Annotated in this window: 18 protein-coding genes; 8 read left to right on the top strand and 10 right to left on the bottom strand. The window is 61.4% G+C overall.

Annotated features, from left to right (window positions below):
• Positions 1-8: 8 nt before the first annotated feature.
• Positions 9-2483: a hybrid sensor histidine kinase/response regulator gene (locus tag MRX98_RS00220; protein WP_246901983.1), complete on the bottom strand. Its 2475-nt coding sequence runs from the start codon at positions 2481-2483 to the stop codon at positions 9-11.
• A gap of 254 nt (positions 2484-2737) precedes the next feature.
• On the opposite strand from MRX98_RS00220, the gene MRX98_RS00215 reads away from it, so the two are divergent.
• Positions 2738-4249 (top strand): multiheme c-type cytochrome, encoded by a 1512-nt coding sequence (locus MRX98_RS00215; protein ID WP_246901982.1) that lies wholly within the window; start codon positions 2738-2740, stop codon positions 4247-4249.
• 130 nt (positions 4250-4379) lie between these two features.
• On the top strand, positions 4380-4916 hold the full coding sequence (locus tag MRX98_RS00210; protein WP_246901980.1) for a hypothetical protein: 537 nt from the start codon (positions 4380-4382) through the stop codon (positions 4914-4916).
• On the opposite strand, the gene MRX98_RS00205 is transcribed toward MRX98_RS00210, so the two are convergent.
• Positions 4882-5736 carry an alpha/beta hydrolase gene (locus MRX98_RS00205; protein ID WP_246901978.1) on the bottom strand — a complete coding sequence of 285 codons (855 nt, stop codon included), beginning with the start codon at positions 5734-5736 and terminating at the stop codon, positions 4882-4884. The two genes, MRX98_RS00210 and MRX98_RS00205, sit on opposite strands and share 35 nt — an antisense overlap.
• A gap of 369 nt (positions 5737-6105) precedes the next feature.
• On the opposite strand from MRX98_RS00205, the gene aroF reads away from it, so the two are divergent.
• The 3 genes from aroF to MRX98_RS00190 are packed head-to-tail and all read left to right on the top strand — an operon-like array spanning position 6106 to position 9381.
• Positions 6106-7113, top strand: a complete 1008-nt coding sequence (gene aroF / locus MRX98_RS00200) for a 3-deoxy-7-phosphoheptulonate synthase (RefSeq protein WP_246901977.1) — start codon at positions 6106-6108, stop codon at positions 7111-7113.
• Positions 7114-7150: 37 nt separating this feature from the next.
• A complete protein-coding gene (aroB, locus tag MRX98_RS00195; protein ID WP_246901975.1) occupies positions 7151-8179 on the top strand; it encodes a 3-dehydroquinate synthase in 1029 nt (342 codons plus the stop codon).
• Positions 8176-9381, top strand: a complete 1206-nt coding sequence (locus MRX98_RS00190) for a pyridoxal phosphate-dependent aminotransferase (protein WP_246901973.1) — start codon at positions 8176-8178, stop codon at positions 9379-9381. Before aroB ends, MRX98_RS00190 begins: the two co-directional genes overlap by 4 nt.
• Here the strand turns inward: MRX98_RS00190 and MRX98_RS00185 are convergent.
• Positions 9375-10169 (bottom strand): undecaprenyl-diphosphate phosphatase, encoded by a 795-nt coding sequence (locus tag MRX98_RS00185; RefSeq protein ID WP_246901971.1) that lies wholly within the window; start codon positions 10167-10169, stop codon positions 9375-9377. The genes MRX98_RS00190 and MRX98_RS00185 overlap by 7 nt on opposite strands.
• Before the next feature lie 119 nt (positions 10170-10288).
• Here MRX98_RS00185 and MRX98_RS00180 point away from each other — a divergent pair, with 119 nt between their 5' ends.
• Positions 10289-10747, top strand: a complete 459-nt coding sequence (locus MRX98_RS00180; protein ID WP_246901970.1) for a hypothetical protein — start codon at positions 10289-10291, stop codon at positions 10745-10747.
• Positions 10748-10920: 173 nt separating this feature from the next.
• Here MRX98_RS00180 and hflC read toward each other — a convergent pair whose 3' ends face one another.
• Positions 10921-11820 carry a protease modulator HflC gene (gene hflC, locus MRX98_RS00175; protein ID WP_246901969.1) on the bottom strand — a complete coding sequence of 300 codons (900 nt, stop codon included), beginning with the start codon at positions 11818-11820 and terminating at the stop codon, positions 10921-10923.
• Positions 11821-11912: 92 nt separating this feature from the next.
• The gene (hflK, locus tag MRX98_RS00170) at positions 11913-12929 is read right to left on the bottom strand and encodes an FtsH protease activity modulator HflK (protein ID WP_246901968.1); all 1017 of its coding nucleotides are present in this window, start codon (positions 12927-12929) and stop codon (positions 11913-11915) included.
• Between the two features lie 305 nt (positions 12930-13234).
• Here hflK and MRX98_RS00165 point away from each other — a divergent pair, with 305 nt between their 5' ends.
• On the top strand, positions 13235-14311 hold the full coding sequence (locus MRX98_RS00165) for a DUF1786 family protein (RefSeq protein ID WP_246901967.1): 1077 nt from the start codon (positions 13235-13237) through the stop codon (positions 14309-14311).
• Between the two features lie 68 nt (positions 14312-14379).
• On the opposite strand, the gene MRX98_RS00160 is transcribed toward MRX98_RS00165, so the two are convergent.
• The 3 genes from MRX98_RS00160 to MRX98_RS00150 all read right to left on the bottom strand — a co-directional run bounded on the left by MRX98_RS00160 (position 14380) and on the right by MRX98_RS00150 (position 17303).
• The gene (locus tag MRX98_RS00160) at positions 14380-15693 is read right to left on the bottom strand and encodes a TRAP transporter large permease (protein WP_246901966.1); all 1314 of its coding nucleotides are present in this window, start codon (positions 15691-15693) and stop codon (positions 14380-14382) included.
• On the bottom strand, positions 15690-16175 hold the full coding sequence (locus MRX98_RS00155; RefSeq protein ID WP_246901965.1) for a TRAP transporter small permease: 486 nt from the start codon (positions 16173-16175) through the stop codon (positions 15690-15692). The genes MRX98_RS00160 and MRX98_RS00155 overlap by 4 nt, the downstream gene beginning before the upstream one ends.
• Positions 16176-16271: 96 nt before the next feature.
• Positions 16272-17303 carry a TRAP transporter substrate-binding protein gene (locus tag MRX98_RS00150; RefSeq protein ID WP_246901963.1) on the bottom strand — a complete coding sequence of 344 codons (1032 nt, stop codon included), beginning with the start codon at positions 17301-17303 and terminating at the stop codon, positions 16272-16274.
• Between the two features lie 868 nt (positions 17304-18171).
• On the opposite strand from MRX98_RS00150, the gene MRX98_RS00145 reads away from it, so the two are divergent.
• On the top strand, positions 18172-18777 hold the full coding sequence (locus MRX98_RS00145; RefSeq protein WP_246901961.1) for an NF038143 family protein: 606 nt from the start codon (positions 18172-18174) through the stop codon (positions 18775-18777).
• On the opposite strand, the gene MRX98_RS00140 is transcribed toward MRX98_RS00145, so the two are convergent.
• Complete coding sequence (locus MRX98_RS00140) at positions 18767-19834, bottom strand: radical SAM/SPASM domain-containing protein (protein WP_246901959.1); 1068 nt, start codon at positions 19832-19834, stop codon at positions 18767-18769. The two genes, MRX98_RS00145 and MRX98_RS00140, sit on opposite strands and share 11 nt — an antisense overlap.
• An 85-nt stretch (positions 19835-19919) precedes the next feature.
• On the bottom strand, positions 19920-20186 hold the full coding sequence (locus MRX98_RS00135; RefSeq protein ID WP_246901957.1) for a hypothetical protein: 267 nt from the start codon (positions 20184-20186) through the stop codon (positions 19920-19922).
• Positions 20187-20198 lie beyond the last annotated feature (12 nt).

Raw genomic sequence — 20198 nt, 5'->3', positions numbered from 1 at the left:
CTATGCCCCTACTTGGTCCAGATGCCATCCAGCGTATCGCGCACGGTTATGGCCAATTCCTTTTTGGCGATCGGTTTGGTGGCGAAGGCGCGGATGCCGGTTTGAAAGGCGGTCTCATCGGTGATCAGATTGCTGTAACCGGTGCAGAGAATCACCGGCAGGTCCGGGCGGATGCGCAATATTTCGCGGGCCAGTTGGTGGCCGTTCATTTGCGGCATGGACATGTCGGTGATCAGCAGGTCGAACGCTTCCGGCCGGGCGCGGAACTGGTCCAGGGCCGCCAGTGGAACGGTGTGGCGGGTGACGGTGTAACCGAGGCGCTGCAGGGTCTGGCCGATGGCGTTGAGCACAGCCGGTTCGTCGTCCACGACCAGGACATGTTCCGTGCCCATGGGCAGTTCGGCGGTTTCCGCCGATGATTGTGCTTGTGCCGGTTCTTCGGTGACCGGAAAACGGATCGCGAAGGTGGTGCCCTGTCCCACTCGGCTCTCGACGGCGAGCTTGGCCCCGCATTTTTCCACGATGCCGTGCACCACCGACAGACCCATGCCCGTGCCTTCACCGGGGGGCTTGGTGGTGAAGTAGGGTTCGAAGATGGTCGTCAGGTGCTCCGGCGCAATGCCGGTGCCGGTGTCGGCCACCGTCAGCACCACCATTTGCCCGTCCGGCGTTGTGGTCGGATCCTCCTCCGTCGCTGAAGCCTCTTCCACGCTGACGGTCAGCGTGCCGCCGCCGGGTGACATGGCATGGGCCGCGTTGGTGCACAGGTTCATTAAAATTTGATGCAGATGGGTGGGGTTGGCCAATACGGTGGCCTGGCTGTTGATGCGCGAGTGGATCTGAATGGTGCTGGGCAAGGTGGCGCGGATCAGGCGCAGCGCTTCTTTGACCACCGGTGCGATGCTCAAGGGGCTGACGGTTTCGTCCGATTGTCGGGCGAAGGTCAGGATCTGGCGGACCAGGTCGCTGGCCCGTTTGGCGGCGGCCAGCAGTTCGACCAGATTGGCTTCCAGCAATGACCCTTCGGGTGCATCGTCCTGGCACAATTCGGCATATCCGATGATGGCGTAGAGCAGATTGTTGAAATCGTGAGCGATGCCGCCGGCCAGGGTGCCGATGGCTTCCATTTTATGACTCTGGCGCAGCTCGACCTCCATCTTTTTGAATTCGGTGATGTCGGTGGCGATCTGGATCTTGGCCCGTCGGCCGTCGGTCCATTTGATCAGCCGATCGTAATTGACATACCAGCGCCGGGTCTCCGGATCCTGTTCCTGCCAACTGTGCACCTCCCGGCCGTCGTTGCTTTGAACCGCCAATTCCCGGTTGCGGCAGACCTCACAGGGCCCCGACCCCTTGCGCAACGCTTGCCAGCAGGTGTGACCGGTCCAGTCGCGGTCATAGCGTTGAATCATGTGGCGGTTCATGAACAAGATTTCGTGGCTGTCCACATCGGCCACGTAGATGGACGCGTCGATGCTGTCCAAAACGGTGAGAAACCGTTCATGGTGCAATCGGATGGCATCTTCGATGGTCTTGCGGTCCGTGATGTCCCGGTTGCCGGCCCGCCGCCCCAGGAAACGGCCCTCATCGTCGAAGACCGGCTGGCAGGAGTGGCTGATCCAGCGGGTCTGGCCTTCCCGCGTGACGATGCGGTAATCGAGATTGTCCACCCCTTTGGAAGGATTGCCGTCGGTTTGAAGATGCTGCGCGACCGGTTCCCTGTCGGTCTCATGAACGATGGCCAGCAGCAACCCCGGATCGTCCATGAAGGCCTTGGGCGAATAGCCGGTGATGCGTTCGCAGGAGGGCGAGACGTACTCCAGACGGCCGCGGGCATTGATCCAATACTCCCAATCGTAATTGAAATCGGCCACGATGCGGTAGCGCTCCTCGCTGACCCGTAGATGGGCGCTGACCTGCCGCTCCTTTTCCAGGGCCGTTTTCAGGCCGTTGAGCATGAAGCCCAGGGTCACGGTGGCAAAGGTGTTGAAAAAAAGAAAATTGATGGACAACACGAGCATTTTTTGCAGCGGCTGTCCCAGATAGGGCGCCCACTCCGGTTGAAAGAGGTGGGTGTAGAAGGAGGCCGAAAGCAGGGTCAGGGTGTTGATCAGCAGCATCCAGAAGGCCCCTTCCAGGCCCACGATGGAGATCACCATGATCGAGCCGCCGAACAGCCAGATGTAGCCGGCGCCCTGGGGGCCGAGAATGAACAGCAGCCCGGCACCCAAGCCGTAAAAGGTCAGGCAGGCGATGTAGCCTCTGAGTCGCAGGGGCCAGTTGCGGTTCACCAGCAGCACCACGATGATGGCATAGCAGACGGAATCGAGGAGGATTACGCTCCAGAGCCCCTCCTGATAGGCCATGATGACCGAGGGGATCAGGGGGATGGCACCGAAGGCGGTGGTGATGAAACAGAGGATGAAAAGGATGCGCTCCTGCCAGAAGGTCAGCGGATCGGCACCCCAAACATAGGTGGGCATCAATCGTTTTTCCAGTCGATTCCAAATGCTGAAGAATCGGTGCGACCAGGGGCGTTGCAAACCGCTTCCTTTCTGCGATGGATTGGATCAATGTGCTCAGGTTGAATTGCTTTGCGCGAACATTAAGAATGCCGACAGAACGGTGCGGGTGTCAATATGTATGTGAAAGGGCTTGGCAGTGTGTTGTGGATTGCGCCTGGCGATTGTGGTAATTTATTAGCATCCGTTTACCCACCGTGTCAGAGGAGATCGCCATGCAAACAACGTTTCGCTTCCTGGTCGTTCTTTTGGTCTTTTTTATGTGCGTCCCTGGGGTGCCTGCGGAACAAGCGCCCGTCAGTGTCTCAACCCAGGAGTGCATCGAATGCCACGCCGTGACCCATCCGGGCATCGTGGCCGATTGGGCACGCAGTCGGCACGCGGCGACCACCCCCGGCAAGGCCATGACCGTCACGGGTACGGCACTGAAGGTCTCCAGCCGGCAGGTGCCCGAGCCGCTTCGCGACACAAGCGTGGGGTGTGCCGAGTGTCACATGTTGCGCGGCGACGCCCATGCCGACACCTTCGAGCACAACGGCTACGACATCCACGTGGTGGTCAGCCCGGACGACTGCGCCACCTGCCATGCCCAGGAGCGCGCCGAGTATGCCGACAACATCATGGCCCGGGCCCACACCAACCTGGCGGACAACGCGGTGTACAACGACCTGGAGCGCACCATATTGGGACGCAGCCACCACAAGGCGGGCAAACACATGGTTTTCGATGCGCCCGATGCCCGCACCCGGGCCGAGGGATGCTACTACTGCCACGGCACCAAACTGGCCGTCAGCGGCACCCAATGGCGCGATACCGATTACGGCGAGATGGAATTTCCGGTGATCGAGGGCTGGCCCAACCAGGGGGTGGGGCGGATCAATTTGGACGGCAGTCACGGCAGCTGCACCAGTTGTCACACCCGCCACCAGTTTTCCATCGCCATGGCCCGCAAGCCATACACCTGCATGGAGTGCCATGCGGGGCCGGACGTGCCCGCCTATAAAATCTATGCCGCCAGCAAGCACGGCAATATCTTCTCCGCCAAATCGGACCAGTGGCGCTTCGACCCGGTGCCCTGGACCGTGGGCAAGGATTTCACAGCCCCCACCTGTGCCGCCTGCCACATCAGCTTGCTGGTGGACGATGAGGGCATGGTGATCAACCGGCGCACACACAAAATGAGCGACCGCCTGGGATGGCGGCTGTTCGGGCTGATCTACGCCCATCCCAAACCCCGATCCCCGGATACCACCATCATCCGCAACGCCGCCGGCTTGCCCCTGCCCACCGATCTGGACGGCACGCCGGCCAAGGATTATCTCATCGACGCTGAAACCATTGCACAGCGCCGTCAAACCATGCAATCCACCTGCCTGGCGTGCCATGGCACCGGCTGGGTCGACGCCCACTTCGAGCGACTGGACAACACCATCGCAGAAACCAACCACCAGGTGCGCACCGCCACCCGGCTGATGGAAACGGCATGGGCGCAAGGGCACGCCCGGGGGTTGGACCGCGGCGGCAGCCTGTTCGACGAGCATATCGAGCGCCGCTGGATGAACACCTGGCTGTTTTATGCCAATGCCACCCGATTCGCATCGGCCATGGCCGGCGGTGGTGATTACGGTGTGTTTGAAATCGGCCGCTACCAGTTGACCAGTACCCTTTTGGATATGCAGGATTGGCTAGAGACCCGGCAAATGATCGGCACACCCCCCGCACCCTGAACCAAGGCGCCTGCAGCAGGCGCTGGTTGCAGGGCCGGTTGCAGGCGACCGATTCGGCCATCCGGTTTTCGGCTCAAGAATCGGGGCGCACGGACGATACCAGACATAGAAGCTCAAAGAGGTGTCTGGTATGGTCGAAACTTTTAAAAAACATTATCCCTTCGCCCTGGTTGTGCTGATGGCATGGAGCCTTTTGCTGCCGGCCGCGATTGCCGAAGCGCCTTCGGAGGAGGCGGCGGTGCTGGCTTGGACACTGCGCCAAATGGGCATCGGTGCCGCCGTTGCGTTGCCGCCGGTGCACCGGGTATCCAAGGACGAATTGGCCACTGTCTTCGTCCGCAGCAACCGTCGGGCGTATTTGCGCTGGGAAAACCAATACGGTCCGGACAGGGCCCGGATGATCCTCAGAGGGTACATGGACGACATTCTGGGCCTGTACGATACCCGCACGGGAACGGTCTATGTGGGCCGTTTTCTGGATCCTTGTCGCGGACAGGCCATTCTGGCCCATGAATTCACCCACCACATCCAGCACACGTTGCGCGGGTCCATCATCGATATCGGGGACGGCAGTGCGACCATTCTCTACTGGCGGCGGGAGCGGGAAGCGGAACGGGTCGAGCAGGCCTATCTCAATGCGTTTTGCGGCCCTGCGCCCAATCCATGAAGTCGGCGATGGGCGTCCAATAAGCGTCGTCGTCCGGTCTGCCGATATCGTTGTGGCCGCCCCCCTCGAGGGTCACGAACCGCTTGGGCGAGGGCGCCTGTTCATAGATCCGCCGGCCCATGAAATAGGGGGTGATGGTGTCCTCGGTGCCGTGCAGCACCAGCAAGGGGGCTTGCAGCCGGCCGATTTTTGATGTGTTGTCGAAGCGGCTGCCGGCAAAGGCGCTCAACAGGCCGAAGCCATGGATTCGGGCCATTTCCTTGCCGCTGGTCAAAGGCGTGACCAAAATCACACCGCCCAAGGCGTGGCTTTGACCGAGCGCCACAGCCACGGTGCTGCCGATGGACCGGCCTAGCACGAACACCCGGTCCAAGGGAAAGTGCAGCTGTTCGGTGACGTGTGCCAGCGCAGCTTGTCCGTCGGCATAAATACCGGCCTCGGTGGGCCGCCCCGAACTGAGACCGTAGCCGCGGTAGCTCACCCCCAGCACATTGCACCCCATGGTGGTCAGGTGCTGCAACTCCGGCAGCCGGTGGCCGATATGGCCCGCATTGCCGTGGAAATAGATCACCACCCGCTCCGCCGCCGGCTGCGGTAGCCAGTAGCAGTGGAGCCGCTGCCCGTCGGCCGTGGTCAGATAAACTTCCTGCACCCCTGCCGGCAGGCGTTGTCCCGTCCACGGGTTGTCCCGTTCCGGGTAGAAGGCGCAGCGGTTGATGACCCACGGATAACTGCCCAACAAAACGGCCAACAAAAGGCCTGCCAACAGCGTGCGCCATCTTTTGCCGCCTTTGCCGGGCGCCGCCTTGTCGGTGGTCATGGTACCTCCGCGCACCGTTGCATGGGTGAGGATGAATGGAGCGATGGTTTTTTTGTCGTCCCGATGTGTGCAAGCTACCATGGCGCTGCCGGCAAACCAAAACAGTTTTTCCCTTGGCTATTGACAAACGCGCTTCAGGGTGCTCATATCGCCTATTATTCGAGGTGGACAATGGGTTTTCAAAAAGTTGCAGCGCGTTGTTTTTCCAACTGGTGGTGGTGTGCCTGCCAACGGCCATGGATGCCTGCCGGTTGACGATCGCCGCAATTGACGATTCACATACTAAGGACCGTGGGCATTCGCTTCCCACGGTCCTTTTCTTTTGGCGGGCAGCGGGTGTTCGGTCAACGACCTTAAGGAGGAAGTGCCATGCTCATCGTTATGGACAAGAACGCCACGGCGGCACAGATCGACCAGGTGGTGCGCACCATCGAGGTCCGGGGGTTCACCGCGCGCCCCATTCCCGGTGGCGACCGGGTCTCCATCGGTATTCTCAACAATGCCGGTCCGGTGGACCCTGCGCTGTTCGCCGGTTTGCCGGGGGTCAAGGACGCCATTCCCGTAACGCGGCCCTACAAACTGGTCAGTCGGGAGATCCAGCCGGCCGACACCTTGATCCGGGTGGGCAAGGTGACCATCGGCCAGGGCCACTTGACCATCATGGGCGGGCCCTGCGCCATCGAAGGCGAGGCCCCGGCCATGGCCATCGCCGAACAGGTCAAAGCGGCCGGCGGCCAGATCTTCCGCGGCGGTGCTTTCAAACCGCGCACTTCACCCTATACCTTCCAGGGGCTGGGCCTGGAGGGACTCAAGATCATGGCCAAGATCCGGGAGCGGTTCGATATGCCGGTGGTGACCGAGGTCATGGACGGCGAAACCTTCGATCAGGTGGAGGAGTATGCCGATATCGTGCAGATCGGCACCCGCAACATGCAGAATTTCAGTTTGCTCAAGCGGGCCGGTCAGAGCCGGCGGCCCGTGATGCTCAAGCGGGGCATGTCGGCCACCCTGGAGGAGTGGTTGATGGCCGCCGAGTACATTCTGGCCGGCGGCAATTCCAACGTGATCTTGTGTGAGAGGGGGGTACGTACCTTCGTGCGCCACAGCCGCAACACCCTGGATTTGTCGGTGGTGCCGGTGATTCTCAAGGAGAGCCATCTGCCCATCATCGTGGATCCCAGCCATGCCGCCGGCGTGCGGGACCAGGTGCTCCCCTTGAGCCGGGCCGCGGTGGCCGCCGGTGCTCACGGTTTGATGGTTGAGGTGCATCACCAGCCGGACCAGGCGTTGAGCGACGGCGCCCAATCGCTCTATCCGGAACAGTTCATCACCCTGTGCGGCCACGCCCGCCGGATGCACGCCATGCTGCAGGAATGATTTCAGTCACGGCACCAAAGAGAGGAAGATCACCATCATGCACGAAATAACCGTCGACGGCCGCAGCGGCCGCTCCCGCATCCTGGTGGGCGAACGGCTGGTGCGTCTGGAGCGCTACCTGCCCGCGGGCCATACCATCCTCATAACGGACGAAACCGTGGGGCGTCTTTACCAATCGCAGTTCCCCGATCTTCCCACCATCACCATCGGCTGCGGTGAAAGTCACAAAACCCTGGACACCCTGGCCGCCATCTATGACCGATTGATCGCCCTGGAAGCGGACCGCGCCAGTTTCATCGTGGGCATCGGCGGCGGCATCGTGGGGGACGTGACCGGTTTCGCCGCCTCCACCTACATGCGCGGCGTGCCCTTCGCCTTTGTGGCCACCACCCTGTTGGCCCAGGTGGATGCCACCGTGGGCGGCAAGAACGGCATCAATTTCAAGGGGTATAAAAACATGGTGGGGGTGTTCAACCAGCCCCGCTTCGTGATCGCCGACATCGGCCTGCTGCACACCTTGCCGCCCGGCCAAATCGCCGGCGGCCTGGCTGAAATCGTCAAGCACGCCTGCATCGCCGACCGAGACTACTTCACCTTCATCGAAAACCATTGCGAGGCCATCCAGTCCCTGAACGAAGAGGTGCTGTTGGAACTGGTGCGCCGTTCGGTGGAGATCAAGGCCGAGGTGGTCAATCGAGACGAGCGGGAGTCCGGCGAGCGGCGCAAACTCAACTTCGGCCACACCCTGGGCCATGCCTTGGAAAAACGGTTGGGCATCAGCCACGGTCAGGCCGTCAGCGTCGGCATGGTGCTGGCCGCCCGTCTCTCCCACCATAAAGGGTTGCTGTCCGGCGACGAACTGGAGCGGATCATCGCCTTGCTGGCGCGGCTCGACCTGCCCACCACCCTCGCATTCGACCGCCGGTCCGTGTTCGAAGCCCTCAAGAAAGACAAAAAGCGCGAAAGGGATCAAATCCATTTCGTTCTGCTGCAAGGGCTGGGCAAAGCCCTGGTGGCGCCCATCGCCATCGACGAACTGGAGCGCTGGCTGCTGGACACCCAATGAGGGACGCGCATTTTTCCAAGCGGTTCGAATGGAATGCCCCCGCCAACGCGCTGGCCCGCCTGGTGGCGCGCAAACAGGCGGAGGGCATCGCCTTGAACGACCTGACCCGGTCCAACCCAACCCGAGTGGGGTTGGACTACCCGACGGCGGCGATCCTGGCCGCCTTGGCATCGCCGGCCGCCATGACCTACCGCCCCGATCCGCGGGGCTTGGCGACGGCGCGGCAAGCCATCGCGGCCTATTACGCCGCGCAAGGCATCTGTGTTTCCGCCGATGCGCTCTACTTGACCGCCAGCACCAGCGAGGCCTACGCCATGCTGTTCAAATTGCTGGCCGATCCCGCGGATGAAGTGCTGATTCCCGTGCCGGGTTATCCCCTGCTCGGCTACCTGGCACGCTTCGAAGGCGTGTCCGCCGTGGCCTACCCGTGCCGCTGGGATCCGCATCAGGGGTGGTCCATCGACCTGGAGGTGCTCGAGGCTTTGATTACGCCCCGCACCCGGGCGGTGGTGGTGATCAGCCCCAACAACCCTACCGGGGCCTATGCCGGTCCGGCCGCCCTGGCCGCCCTGGACCGCATTGCCCGGCGCCATGGGTTGGCTTTGATCGTGGACGAGGTGTTCGCCGATTATCCCGCGCCCGCAACCCCCGCCGCCCAAACCCGCAGTGCCTTGGCCGATGCTGGCGCCTTGACCTTCGTTTTGAACGGTTTTTCCAAGATGCTGGCGTTGCCCCAGGTCAAGCTGGGCTGGATCGCCGTGGGCGGTCACACGGACCTGGTCCGATCCAGCGGATCACGCCTGGAGACCCTGCTCGATTTCTATCTTTCACCCGGAACGCCGGTGCAGCACGCCGCACCCTCCCTGCTGGCGCTGCGACGGATCATCCAGGCGCAGGTGCACAGCCGTCTGGCGGCCAATCGGCGCCTGCTGCAACAGATGGTCGGAGCGGTGTCCCACTGTCGCCTGTTGCCTTGTGAAGGCGGCTGGTACGCCGTGTTGGAAATCGATGACGCCCTCGGCGACGAGGCGCGGGTGCTGCGGTTGCTGGAGCGGCACAACACACTGGTGCATCCGGGCCTGTTTTACGACTTCAACCGGGAGGGCGTCGTGGTGCTCAGCCTCTTGCCGCCGCCGGAGACCTTCAGGGCGGGGATCGATCATCTGATAGCGATGGATGGAGACGCCCCTGAGGGCTATTGAAATAGAAAGAGCGCGCCGAGCACACCCGCCACCGCGATGCGGTACCAGCCGAAAACGATGAAGGTGTGGGTCTGGATGAAACGCAGCAGCCAGCCAACGGCAATGAAAGAGACCCCGGCGGAAACCACGAAGCCCAGCAGCACCATGCCCCAATCTTCGGGCAGGGCGTCGATCGGCGGATGGACCAGGGCGCTGTAAATCTTCAGACCGCCCGCCGCCAGCATGGTGGGGATGCCTACCAGAAAAGAGAACTCCGTGGCCGCCGGCCGGCTGACCCCCAACAGCAGCATCAGCAAGATGGTGGACCCGGAGCGCGAGGCGCCCGGAAAGACGGCGGCGATCAGCTGCCCGACCGCCACGGCCAGTACCACCATCCAGGTGATGTCGGTATGGACGGGCCGTCCCTGGAGCCGCTTTTCCACCAGGATGAAGGCGATGCCGCCGATGAGCAGGGCCCAGGCCACCGGCCCCAATGTTTCGGGCAGCTCGAAGCCACGGCTGTGCAGGAAGAGGCCGCCGATGCCGGTGATGCCGAAGGCCACCGCGATTTTCAACAGATAAACTTGGGTGCTCCGTCGGCGCCACTCAAAGAAAAATTGGCGCAGCCTTTCGGGGAAAAGGGGCAGCACGGCCAGCACCGCACCGCTTTGGATGACGATATTGAACAGGTCACTACGGGGCGAAAGCCAATGGCCGGCAATGAGCAGATGGCCGGTGGAAGAGACGGGTAGAAATTCGGTGATGCCCTCGATGATTCCCAGAATGATGACCGCGATCCATGTTTCCATCCGGCCCTTAGAGAAAAAATCGGGCCGCTTGTCAAGAAGATTCGTGCCTGGCATTGTTACCGGTTTCGTGTTATGAAAATCGCTTTTTGTTTAGCAGTCATCATAGAAGGAGAAAGACAATGAATAGTCAGTTCAATCGGGGGTTGGCGATCCGCCTGGTGGTCGCCTTGGTGGTTGTTTCGGCCGTTAGCGGAGCGGTGGCGGCAACGGCCGATGAGGGGCCGACGGTGCGCATTGACACACCGCGTCATGACGGTGTTTTCGTGGTCGGCGAGGAGATCAATTTTTCAGTGACCGTCAGGGATGCACAAGGCAGGACGGTGGGTAATGCCGCCGTGGTCTGGACATCCCAGGTGGACGGGGAGATCGGCAGCGGTCGTTCATTGGTCCATGACGGATTGAGCGTGGGCAACCATCGCATTACCTGTACCGTGATGGATGCCGGCGGCAAACCGCTGGGGGTCGCCACGATTCGGATCAAGGTGGATTATGCCCAGGACGAGGGGCCTGTGGATTTGACCGGCGTGGGGGGCGTGGAGGTCAAAAAAGGGGAAGATTATTTCATCAGTCCCTTCTGAGGACTCCCGGCAAAGCAACTTCCTTTTTGCGCATCTCTGCTCCAGACTGCTTCGGGGTGATCAGTGGATGAATATGCAGCATCAGCAACAATGAGCGGAGCGGCTCATGAGGGGTGGCTGCCGCCTTTAATCGGCGGCAGCCACCCACCCACTTTTTATGGCCCTTTAGCTGGTTAGCGCCGGGCGCCGGCCGGCATCTCGTGGCTGACCAGGTACTTGAAGAAGTCGGAATTGCTGTCCAGCACCAGAATATCCTTCTCGCCGAGCAACTTCTCATATGCTTCCAAGCGGCGTGTAAAGGCGTAAAATTCCGGATCCTGGTTGAACGCTTCTGCGTAGATGGCGATGGCCTGCGCGTCACCCTCGCCCCGCAGGGTTTGGGCCGCTTCCTGGGCATCGGCCAATATCACCGTGCGCTCCCGTTCCGCTTCGGCCCGAATCAATGCGCCGCGCTCCTCGCCCTCGGCGCGATAGCGGGCCGATTCCCGTTTGCGCTCGGCTTCCATGCGTTGAAAGACGCTCTGCTGCACCGCCGGCGGCAGGTCGGCCCGTTTGATGCGCACGTCCACGACGTGAATGCCGAACCGTTTGGCCTCCAGGCGCGAGGATTCGGCGATTAACTCCATGATGGGTTCGCGATCGTCGGCGATGACGTTTTCAAGGTTGTGCACAGCCAGTTGGCGCCGTAGCTCGGAGCCCACGATGTCGTCCAAACGCGCCTGGGCGCCCATTTCGGTTCGTACGGTGACGAAAAACTCCAGCGGATCGGCAATCCGCCAGCGGGTTACATGGTCCACCACCGCCCGCTTTTTGTCCAGGGTGAGATACTCCTGGGAGAGGGCATCGGACGAGAGCATGCGACGTTCCAGAAAGCTGACTTTCTGAATGAACGGAATCTTGTAGTGCAGGCCCGCCTCGTTGATGGTACGGCGGTATTCGCCGAACTGGGTGATGATGGCCTGGTTGGTTTCGTCGACGATGACGATGCCCTGGACGGCGACGACGGCGATCACCGCCAGCGCCACGATGGCGGCCACCAAAGGTATGGGCAAACGGTTTGCCTGGTTTTTCATGTCAATGATCCTTTCTGATGTTGCGTAGGTCCTCTTGTTTCAGATCTGCCGGGAGAAGGAAAACCCCCGGCGGCAATGCGTCGCGGACGGCGTCAGCGGTTGTTGCTTCGCGGCGGCACGGCACCTTCCAGGCCGCGCAGCGGCAGCAGCGGCAGCACCCCTTTGTCCGCATTGTCGCTGATGAGGACCTTTTGCGATTCGGCCAGGACCCTTTCCAAGGCTTCGATATGCATGCGTTCGCGGGTGACGTCGGGGGCTTCCCGGTATTCGGTCAGCACCTGGGAAAAACGGTTGGCATCGCCCCTGGCGCGCCGGACGCGTTCTTCACGGTAGGCGATGGACTCTTCGCTGATGCGCTGCGCCACGCCGCGGGCTCTGGGCAGGATGTCTTCCATGTAAGCCTGGGCCTCGTTGACCAGACGCTCCCGGTCCTCCCGCGCCCGAACCACCTCATGAAAGGCGTCCCTTACCTGGGCGGGGGCATCGGCCACCTGCAAACGCACGTCGGTGACCAGGATGCCGGTCCGATAAGCGTCCACCAGCCGTTCCAGGAACTCCTTGGTGTCGGCTTGCACTTCGGCGCGTCGCTCGGTGATCACCTCGTCGATCAACATGCGGCCCACCGTGCTGCGCAGCGCGACCTCCACCGAAGTGGTCAGCACATTTTCCGGATCCTTGACCCGAAAGAGATATTCGGCCGCATCCTTGATGCGATACTGCACGATCACCTGCACGTCCACGATGTTTTCGTCCCGGGTGAGCATCAGGGACTCCTCCAGGATGGTCTGATCGCGGCCGGCGCGCATGCTGCGAAAGCCGACCTCCACGCGCCGGATACTGGATACATCCACCACGTCGGCGGTCATGATAGGCCAGGGGATGCGGTAGTTCAAACCAGGGTCGGTGGTGTTGACATGTTTGCCGAAGCGGCGTTCGACGCCTTGTTCGCCGGGTCCCACGACATAGATGCCCGTGGCCAGCCAGACCAGCACCACCACAGCCAGTATCCCGATATAGGCAAAGGGGCCGTAACGCTTGAACATGGCCTGGGCTTTTTCGACCCATTCAGGCATTTTTTCTTCCGATGACGGCCATTTGTACTGACTCATGCTTCCTCCTGTGGGAAATCGGCCGGAGGCCGATGAAAAAGAAATATTTTCCAAAGCGCCGATGCAGCGGGTTGGACCGGTGATACGGATCATCTTTGGCAGGTTTCGCCCGAAAGGGTATATTGATCGGTGAATTGGGTCAAGCCTTATCGGGCGTCTTGTCCGGGGCGCTGTCCGATGAATCGGATTTGCCTTACTCTTTTGGATCCTTTATCTTGATAGGATTGGGTTGTTATCCACCGATGACAAGCTGGCGGTGGCCGATCCTTTTGTTTATTGTTTTGCCAGGAAAGGAATTATGCCTAATGGGCCGATTTTTGATGATCGATATCGGTGCCGGGACCATGGACATCTTGTTGTACGATGCCGCGACCGGCGAACATTTCAAGGCCGTGGCGCCGTCGCCCGTGCGGCTGGTGGCTGGGCGGATCGATGCGACGCAAGGAAACCTGCTGGTGACCGGCGTGGAGATGGGCGGCGGACCGGTGACGGCGGCGCTGCGCCGGCGGGCCGCCGATGCCGAGGTGCTGATGTCGCATTCGGCGGCGGCTACCTTGCACCACGATATGGCGCGGGTGCGCGATTGGGGCATCCGTTTGATCGATGAGAAGGCCATCGACCGGTTGGCCGGCGACGAGCGGTATGCTCCCATCGTGCTGGAGGATGTGCAGCCGGTGCGGATCGCCCGGATCATCGAAGGCCTAGGGTTTCCCATGAACTTTGATGCGGTGGCCCTTTGCGCCCAGGACCATGGCGCGGCGCCGCAGGGCGTGTCCCACCTCGATTTTCGCCACAACCTGTTTCAGACGATGCTGGACCGCTCACCACTGCCCCACACCCTGTTGTTCCGCGACGATGAAGTGCCTCCGGCCTTCACCCGCCTTGGCGCCATGGCGCGCGGCGCCCGCGAATTGGGCGCCGCGGAGGTGTACGTGATGGACAGCGGCATGGCCGCCATGACGGGCGCGGCGCAGGATCCCCATGCTCGCGGTGCTCAACCGGTGATGATCCTGGATGTCGCCACCTCCCACACCGTGGCCGCCGTGATGGAGCAAGACCGGGTGGCCGGCTTCGTGGAGTACCACACGCGGGACATCACCCTGGAACGTCTGGAAGCGCTCTTGCGGGAGCTGGCCGAAGGACGGGTGCGCCATGACCGGATTCTGGCCGAAGGAGGGCACGGCGCCTATCTGCGGCATGCCGTGGGGTTCGACGCCCTCGGGGCCATCATCGCCACCGGCCCCAAACGCGGCCTGCTGGGGCCAAGCCGATTGCCCATCATCTGGGGAGCCCCATGGGGCGACAACATGATGACCGGCACCGTAGGGCTGCTGGAAGCCCTGCGCTGTCGCAAAGGCATGCCCCCCATCCGTTACCTTTAAAGAGACCGCAGCGACCACCAAGACGGTTACATGGCGGCTTTCCGGCGCTGTTTCGTTCCCCGGCTGGGTTAATACATCAGGTTGGGGAGAAACAGCACCAGCTGGGGGAATAGGGCGATGAGGGCGATGCCGACGAAGATGGCCAGCAGGAAGGGCAGGATGCCCTTGAAGATCGACTCCAGGGCCACCTCTTCCTTCATGCCCAGGGCCACCCCGTAGACCACGTAGACATTGATGCCCACCGGCGGCGTGATCACCCCCATTTCGGTCACCATCACGATCACGATGCCGAACCAGATGGGATCGTAGCCCAAGTGGAGGATCAGGGGCAGAAAGATGGGCACGGTGAGCATCACCAGGGCCAGGGAATCCATGAAGCAGCCGCCGACGAAATAGACCAGCACGATGACGGCCAGAATCAGGATGGGCGCCAGGTTCAGGTGCTCGATCCATTGGGCGATGTCGAAAGGAATGCGCGTCACCGCCATGAATTTGCCGAACACCATGGCGCCGGCGATGAGCATCATCACCATGCACGAGGTGCGCAACGTTTCGTAAAGCGCCGCTACGAACCCCTTCCAGGTGAGGCGCCGCCGCAGCAAGGAGACCGCCACCACGCCGAAAACCCCCACCGCCGCCGCTTCGGTGGGGGTGAACCAGCCGAAAAAGAGCCCCCCCATCACCAGGGCGAACACCAGCAGGGTTTCCCCCAGATCGCCCAGTGCTTTGATCCGCTCTTTCCAGGAAAAGCTTTCGCCCCGGGGCCCTTGCTGGGGCGCGATGGTGCACCAGACCAGAATCGCCAGGCAAAAAAGCAAGGTGATCAGGATGGCCGGGACGATGCCGGCCACGAACAGCTTGCCGATGGATTGCTCGGTCAGGACGCCGTAAACGATCAGCACCACGCTGGGGGGCATGATCATCCCCAGGCCGCCGCCCGAGGCGACGGCGCCGGTGGCCAGCTCGTCCGCATATTTGAACCGTTTCATTTCCGGCAGGCCCACCGTGGCCATGGTGGCCGCCGTGGCCGGACTGGAGCCGCACACCGATCCGAAGGCGGTGCAGGCCGAAACCGTGGCGATGGCCAGCCCGCCGCGGGTGCTGCCCATGAATTTATAGGCCGTGTCGTACAATCGCCGGCTGATGCCGCTGCTGAAGGCCAGTTGGCCCATGAGGATGAAGAGGGGGATGGTGGTCAGGCCATAAGAGGCGAAGACCGAATAGATATCCTTGGCCAGCATGTTCAGGGCGCCCTGGGTCGATACCAGGAGGCTGAAACCGGCCAGGCCCACCAGGGTCATGACATAGGAGACGGGCATGCGCGTCAGGAAAACGATCACCATCAGCACGATGCCGGCAATACCGATCAGTGTGGGATTCATTTGGTTTTCAATTGACCGAAGGCTTCGATCACCCCCCTGAGAATGACAATGGTCAAAACAAAGAAGCAGGCGGCCACCGCCAGAACGATGAGGTACTCCGGCAGCTGGAGATTCATGGACACCTCCCCCGCCTGATTCAGATTCAGGCCGTACACCCACATGCGCCAGGCCACCACCGCGAACAGGGTCGAACCGGCAAGTCCGGTCAGAATGTGGATGATCAGCCGGGTTTTCAGCGTCAGGCGCCGCACCACCAGCTCCACGCCGATATGGCCGTTGGTCTGGTGGGTGAACGGCAGGGCGAAGGCGACGGCCAGGGCGCCCATGAAGGTGACCAGTTCCACGGAACCGAAAATGGGATATTTGAAGAAACGGCCGATGATGTCGGCGCAGGTCAGCACCGTCATGCCGACCAGGCAAAGGCCGCCGGCGGCTTTTGCCTTATCCGTGATCCATTGAAACGCTTTCCAGATCAGATTCATGGGATTGGCCGTGGCTGTTGCTGGCAAAGGCGGGGGGCGCCGGGATGCCGGCGGTTGCCGCCGCCGCGCCCCTACGCCCCCGTGGATTCCATTGGGTTAACGATGGTTTTTCAATGTTTCGCGAATGGCCTTCAGAATGGCCTTGCCGTTATGACCGTCATCTTCCAGTTTTTGGCCATAGGCATCGATCATGGGGGCCACCGCCGCCTCCCAGCGTGCCGCTTCCCGGCTGTCCAGACCGAAGGCGCTGTTGCCCTGTTGAAAGAACGCCCGCAATCCCTCGGTGTCGCTGCTGTCCCACGCCTCGCCGTGTTTAACGGCCCATTGGGCGTTGATGGCTTCGATGGTTTCCCGATCCCGGGCTTCCAGGCTGTTCCATTTGTCTTTGTTGATCACCACGAAGAAGGCGGTGGTGTAACCCACGGAGTAGGCCATGGTGGCGTGATGGACCACTTCGCCCAGCTTCCATCCCTGGTTGGCTTCGATGGGATGGGCGCTGCCGTCCACCACCCCTTTTTGGAGGCTCTGGTAGGCTTCGGGCATGGGTTGCGCCACCGGGGTCGCGCCCAGCGCCTTGACCATTTCGGCGCTGAAACCGGTGGAGCGAATGGTTACGCCCTTCAAGTCTTCCAGGGTGCGCACCGGCTTGCCGCGGGTGTGAATGATGCCGGGGCCGTGGGCGTGCAAATACATCACCTGGGTATTGGCCAGCTCTTCGGGTTGGAACTTGGCCTGAACCGCGTTGGCCACCGCCGTGGCGGCGACGCCGGTGGGATAGCCCAAGGGCATGTCGACGATGGCCATGACCGGAAATCGGCCGCGGGTATATGCGAAGGCGGACATGCCGATGTCCGAAATGCCGTCCAGCACGCCGCCATAGGTCTGGTTGGCGGGGGTCAGCGTACCGCCGGCAAAGTACTTGATGCGTACCCGGCCTTCGGTGCGCTTTTCCACCTCTTGGCACCACTGCTCGGCCAGTTGGCTTTGAATGTGGGTGGGCGGGAAAAAGTTGCTGTAGGTAAGGGTGACGGTTTTGGCCTCGGCGCCTTGGGGGATGACCACACCCAGGGCGATCCAGAGACAACATCCCATCAGAACCATGGCCTTAAGGCAAGCACACCTTTTCATTATTCCTCCTTCTTAAACTGTTGCCGGGGTAGGGGCGACGGACCAAGGAACAATCACGCACTGCCGCATTTGGTCGGGAATCCAACTCCGCGCGCGGAGACTATCTTGCGGTGCGGCGCTTGTCAACCTTGTGGCGGAAGTCGGCCAGGGCAATCGCATGTCGTTTTGGCATGGGTAACGCGGGTGGCACCCAGAGGCCCTGGCGGGCCAGTTTTAAGTTTAAAGTGTTAAGTTTTAAGTTGAAGGTATTCTATCGATTAGAGATGGTTAGGGGGTGGCGGGGGTGGCACTGGCAACTGGTTGCCAGTGTTGCGCAGCAACAAGAGGTGATGCACACCCTGCCGCCACCGTTTAGGCGGGTAGCGTTCACGCCACATACACAAACCATCCGGTTGCCGCCGCTTAGGGCTCGCGAAAAAATAACTTCCCATTTTATGCATCCCTGCTTCAGGCCGTCTTGGCCCGATCAGCGGATTCAAAATCCTCGGAATAGCTCGCTATGCCTCCGGTTTTGAATCCGCTGATCAAACCAATCCGACCCAAATCCGGGCGCCTAAAATGCGAAGTTAATTTTTCGCGAGCCCTTATGCGAAACACCTCCTGGCCTTCGGCCACCCGACACCCCCGAAACACTCGCCCCCCTCCCTACACACACACACACACACACATCTAAACGACAGAATTCATTAACTTAAAACTTAACACTTAAAACTTAAAACTGCCCGCCCTGGCGGGCTCCGCGGGCTCCATGGCGACCTGATCAAATTCCTTTCCAGGGGCAATTGGCTATCGAAATCGGTTGGATTATCGGCTATGGAAAGGGTATGACCATTTTCCCGATTGCGTAGGGTGCGAAGGAGGCGCGGTTTTGGCACAACAACTCTTGGAAGAGCGGCATGCGTTGATCTGGCACGGCGAGCAGGTGTTTGCGCATGCCTTGGCCAAACAGGTGATCCACAAGCCCAAGGTGACCGTCTGGATCATCTTGCTGCCCCTGCTGTTCCTGTTTTTCATGCAGGATCTGAAAAAGTACAAAAACGGCATTCGCGATTTTGTCGAAGGGTTCTTGAAAAACAAGAAGATTGCTTTGGACCTGGCTTTCAACGCCGTTGTCGATGGCGCGTCCCTGGAAAAAACCGTGGCGGCCTTCGGCGCGGATTCGCGGCCGGACAATGCCGCGGAACGCACCCTGCATCAAAAGCAGATGCGCGAGATCGAATGTCTGGCCGCCCACTTTCGGCAGCTGCTCAACAGCAACGGCCAAACCTATGAAGCGCTGGTGCGCAACAGCTACATCTCCCCCGGCAAGTACAAAACGTTTCAGGACCGGCTTTTCGAGCTTGAGGCGGCCGTCATCGAAGCCGCACTGCAGGCCAGACCTGCCGAAATCGATACCGGCGCGTTGGTCGCGCAGATGCAGTCGGCCATGCGCACGCTGCGCCGGCAGCAGCGCGATCACATTTTCAAGTCCTAGGAAGACGACGCAGCTTGGCGCATCCGGCACACGGCGCCGGAATGACGCCTTGCGCATGGGCGGCACGGAAACGGACATAGGCCGGTCGACGCCAGATCACCGGCAGCCAGTCGACGCCGATATTGCCGAAGGTCAGGCGCCGGTAGGGACGACGGCAACCGTCGATCAGGTGGTGCACGTCCGTGAGCGGCAGGTTGGCCGGCATGCAGGGCGAGATTTCCCCGTCGGCGGAGACGCACAGGGCCTGCTGAATGTTTTCCGTACAGACGGTTTCCATTGTGCTGTCGCCCGGAAAAGGGGTGTGAATCGTTATGCCGGCGGCTTGGCCGGCGGCGTGCACACGTTCGAAAAGGGACGCCAGGGTTGCCCGTCGCGCCGGATCGTCGAGGTTCACCACCTCTGCCTTGAGCCGATCGTCATCGGGGGTGAAATCCAGCAAACTGACCACCACCTCTTCAACCGCCGTGCCTTGCAGACGACTGGGCAGCGCCTCCAATTCCGCCATGCCCGAGGCCGGCATCAGGTAGGCGATATGGATCGCCGGTGTTCTTGTGCCGAGGCGTTTTTTGATGTCGGCCAGCATTGCAATGTTGGCCAGCACCGTTTCCATGGCCGTACCGGCCCGGAAGCGGTCGTTGTCGGCGGTGCCGGCGCCCGCCAGCGAGAAGGCCATCAGATCCAGTCCGGCATTGATCAACTTTTCGGCCAAAGGGGCATCCAGGCGCATGCCGTTGGTGGTGGTGCCCACCCGAGCGCCGGCTTGCTTGGCCAGCGCCACCATGGCGGGCAGATCGGGGTGCAGCAAGGGCTCGCCCCAGCCTTGCAGATAGACCAGTTCGGTCTTGGCAAAGGCCGGCAGCAGTCGCCGATACAGTGACAAGGGAAGAAACCGGTTGTGCCATCGGGAACGGTAAACGGTGCGGGGACAGTAGGTGCAGGCGGCATTGCAGGCGGTGGTGACCTCCACCTGAATCCAGGCCTTGGGTTCCCACAACACACGGTGTTCCCACCAGGCATGCAGGCGGTGGAGCAGTGAAACGGGCGAGACCGATTTCATGGCGCCGGTCCTGTGTGAAAGGGTGAAGGTCCGGGCGGCGGATGCCGCCCGGACCTTCGGGGGTCTCAAGGAGCTGAGAGATCGTTTATTGCGTCCGCAGGGTGTTTTGCACAAACATCGTGGCCACGGCCGTCTCCTCCGACTGGGTGTACCAGTAGGTGCCGGCATCGATTTCGGAATCTTCGATGGCCTGCATGATCGGCTGGATGTAGGGCAGTTGGTTGCCCCACGGCAGAATCACATAGGCGGTCACCCACAACAGACCCAAGCCGGCGGCCAAGCCGAGCCAGCCCCGCAGGCTGTAATTGCGATGGCCGTTCATGTCGGCGCTATTGCCTTTGATGGTACCCATGACACAGGCTCC

The organism is Desulfatitalea alkaliphila (genome assembly GCF_022968795.1).
GTDB classification, from domain to species: domain Bacteria; phylum Desulfobacterota; class Desulfobacteria; order Desulfobacterales; family Desulfosarcinaceae; genus Desulfatitalea; species Desulfatitalea alkaliphila.
Note: the sequence above shows the minus strand (reverse complement) of the source record. Positions and strands in the feature narration are given on the sequence as shown.